A 2,650-nucleotide genomic window follows, 5' to 3' on the forward strand; every position below is an offset into this window, starting at 1 on the left:
CCGATGAGGGCAAGACCGATGAGGGCAAGGCCGACGACTCCGGCGGCAAGGCCGATTCCAAGAAGAACGACTCGAAGGGCGGCACGGCATCGCAGGCGTCAGGCGGCTCCTCGTCGTCCGGGCCCTCCCCTGCGCAACCCCAGAAGAAGTGGGTACCCGAGCAGGGCCACTGGGAGACCGACTACGGCCAGGTCTGGGTACCGAACGTGGTGTATGTGCGCCATGAGCGCTACTGGGTCAACCATGGCGGAACGAAAGTCGGACCGTTTGACAGCAAGGCTGCCGCGTGGACGTGGTGCGATAACGATGTCGACAATGGCGGCATCGGCGGCTCCGTGATCGACGACTCCTACACCACCAGCGAGGACCAGGGGCATTACGAGCAGCAGGCAACCGGCAAGCACTGGGTCGTCGACGTGGCCGGCCACTGGGAGTAGGGATTGCCTTCAGGCGGTATCGCACGCTTGGGGCTCCCGTGCTGTAAAATGACGACACCGATACAACCGGCAATGCGAGGATTGGAGCCAGAAGATGAACAGTAGAACGCCCGAGCTCTCGCGGCTCACCCTCATGTGCCGCGACCACGAGGTCGCCGAGTTCACCTGGAACCATGACCGCCAGACCGTGACCGGCAAGACCCATATCATCGATGCGGCCCATGCCCCCCTGATGTCGACCGACCCGTCGGGAAACATCACCAGGGACAGGCTCTCGAGCTGGTTCAAGAACAGGGGCATACCGGATTTCCGGCCCGATGCCGTCGAGCGCCTGCGCGCAGTCGGCTTCCCGTCGGCCGCATCCCTCATGGCCTCCGGCTTCGGGACCTCTCTCTCCGATCAATACTGGATCCGCCCCGCCGGGTCGACTTCGACATGGCGCGACGTCAACTGCTTCGAGAACGATTTCAACGAAGAGCTCGGCGAGCTGCTGCTGCCGCACGACGCCTCATCGGTACCCTCGCTCATCGAGAAGATCAAGGGCAATGCGGACATCCTCGCGTCCTCGCCCGATGCGGCACTGAACGGCAACCTCCCGAAGCGCTGGACGGTCGAGGACGGCCGCCGGGTGCTCGTCAAAGCCGGTCGGCCATCCAATAGGTTCCAGGAACCGTTCAACGAGAAGATCGCCAGCGTGCTGTGCTCGCGTCTGCTCGATGACAGAGACTTCGTAGCCTACAGCCTCGAAGACGGCGGATTTATGAAGTGGGCGTCTCGCTGCGAGACCATGACCGACCAGTTCACCGAGTTCGTCCCAGCCTACGCGCTCCTGTGCTCATCGAAGCGGCCTTCCGATCTCGGCCTGCATGGTTTCTATATCGGGACCTGCGCCGCCCACGGACTCGAAGTTCGCGAGGATATCGAGAAGATGCTGACCATCGACTACCTCATGGCAAACTTCGACAGACATTGGAACAACTTCGGCATCCTGATAGACACGGAGAGCAGGGAATGGCTCCGTACCGCACCCGTATTCGATACCGGCGAGGCGCTTTGGTGCGATCTCGATATGTCGCAGAGGTTCGTAGGCTACACGACGCCGCGTGCCGGGATGATGCGTCCGTTCGCCCGTAGGATTGACGACCAGCTCGACAGGTATTGCCGCGACCTCTCGTGGTTCGATCCGTCTGCTCTCAAGGGCTTTTCCGACCAGGCCTGCGATATCCTCCTCGGCAACCCCTTCGTCGCCAACGAGCCGGGCAGGATCGACAAAATCAAGGAAGCCATCGACCTTCGCGCCATGATGCTTACCCGGCACGCCCGCGAGGTCAGGCGCGAGCGGGGTTTCACCGTCCCCGTCCCGCATACCGATTCCATGGCCCAGGCCTCCGCACGGAAGAAGTGCCACCGGTAATTCCCAAAAATCGAGCATCGTGCCCGCATATCGGTATGAAACGCTTCCCGATTGGGAAAAAGGGTTACAAACTTCGGCCCGCGGCCATACCGTGGTCGAATACCCCTCACCGCTTCTCACCGAAAGGGCCTCTCAATGGGAAATATGAAATTCGACGGCGCGGACGTCACCTTCGAGCTCGACGGCTACGACGCCCTGGTCGAGCGCGTCCGCTCCAAGAAGGTCAACTGCAAGATCAACCCCTCCGACCTCCCCAGGCTCTACGCCGTCATGGATGCCGAGCTCGAGGGCAACGAAGAGCTCGCCGCGGCATTCGCCGAGGCGCAGGAGGCGGCGTTCGGCGAAGCCGTGCTCACCGTCTGGGCCGAGCGCATCAAGAGCTTCAAGGACTCCTTCATCCCGGTGTTCGGCGATGCCTGCAAGGACGCCGCGTGCCGCTTCGGCTTCTCCAAGGACGGCAACAACACCTTCAAGTCCGCGGTCGACGCCTTCGCGGCCAACATCTGCGACCTCTACGGCGCCGCACCCCAGATCGTCGACGGCTTCTGCGAGTTCCTGGCGCGAAACGCCTGCCTCGAGTTCGACGGCTACGCCGCCGACATGCCCGTCCCCTGCCAGCTCTACGTGGCCGAGGGAATCTCGAAGATGGCCTACCAGCAGGCCATGAACAGCGTCCGCGGGTTCAAGCTCGACACGGACGCGTCCGTCGAGTTCGCCGACAAGTTCATCAACGACAACGTCACGACCCCCGACAGCTTCATCCACCTGAACGACGCCTGCATCGCGATCGAGAACGTCA

Annotated in this window: 2 protein-coding genes and 1 pseudogene; all 3 read left to right on the forward strand. The window is 62.5% G+C overall.

Features of this window, described 5'->3' with window-relative positions; translation table 11 throughout:
- Positions 1–437 (forward strand): hypothetical protein (locus tag ACMO6A_RS08945; RefSeq protein ID WP_418471128.1); only part of this gene is annotated, 437 nt, incomplete at its 5' end.
- A gap of 94 nt (positions 438–531) precedes the next feature.
- Positions 532–1,851 carry a hypothetical protein gene (locus tag ACMO6A_RS08950; protein ID WP_418471129.1) on the forward strand — a complete coding sequence of 440 codons (1,320 nt, stop codon included), beginning with the start codon at positions 532–534 and terminating at the stop codon, positions 1,849–1,851.
- A 135-nt stretch (positions 1,852–1,986) separates the two neighbouring features.
- A pseudogene (locus tag ACMO6A_RS08955) lies at positions 1,987–2,650 on the forward strand (hypothetical protein); the annotation flags it as partial.

It is taken from the genome of Eggerthella sp. (assembly GCF_048329335.1).
Lineage (GTDB): Bacteria > Actinomycetota > Coriobacteriia > Coriobacteriales > Eggerthellaceae > Eggerthella > Eggerthella lenta.

Coding starts and splice junctions, on each gene's coding strand:
- ACMO6A_RS08950 (WP_418471129.1), top strand. CDS start 532: ATGAACAGTAGAACGCCCGAGCTCTCGCGGCTCACCCTCATGTGCCGC.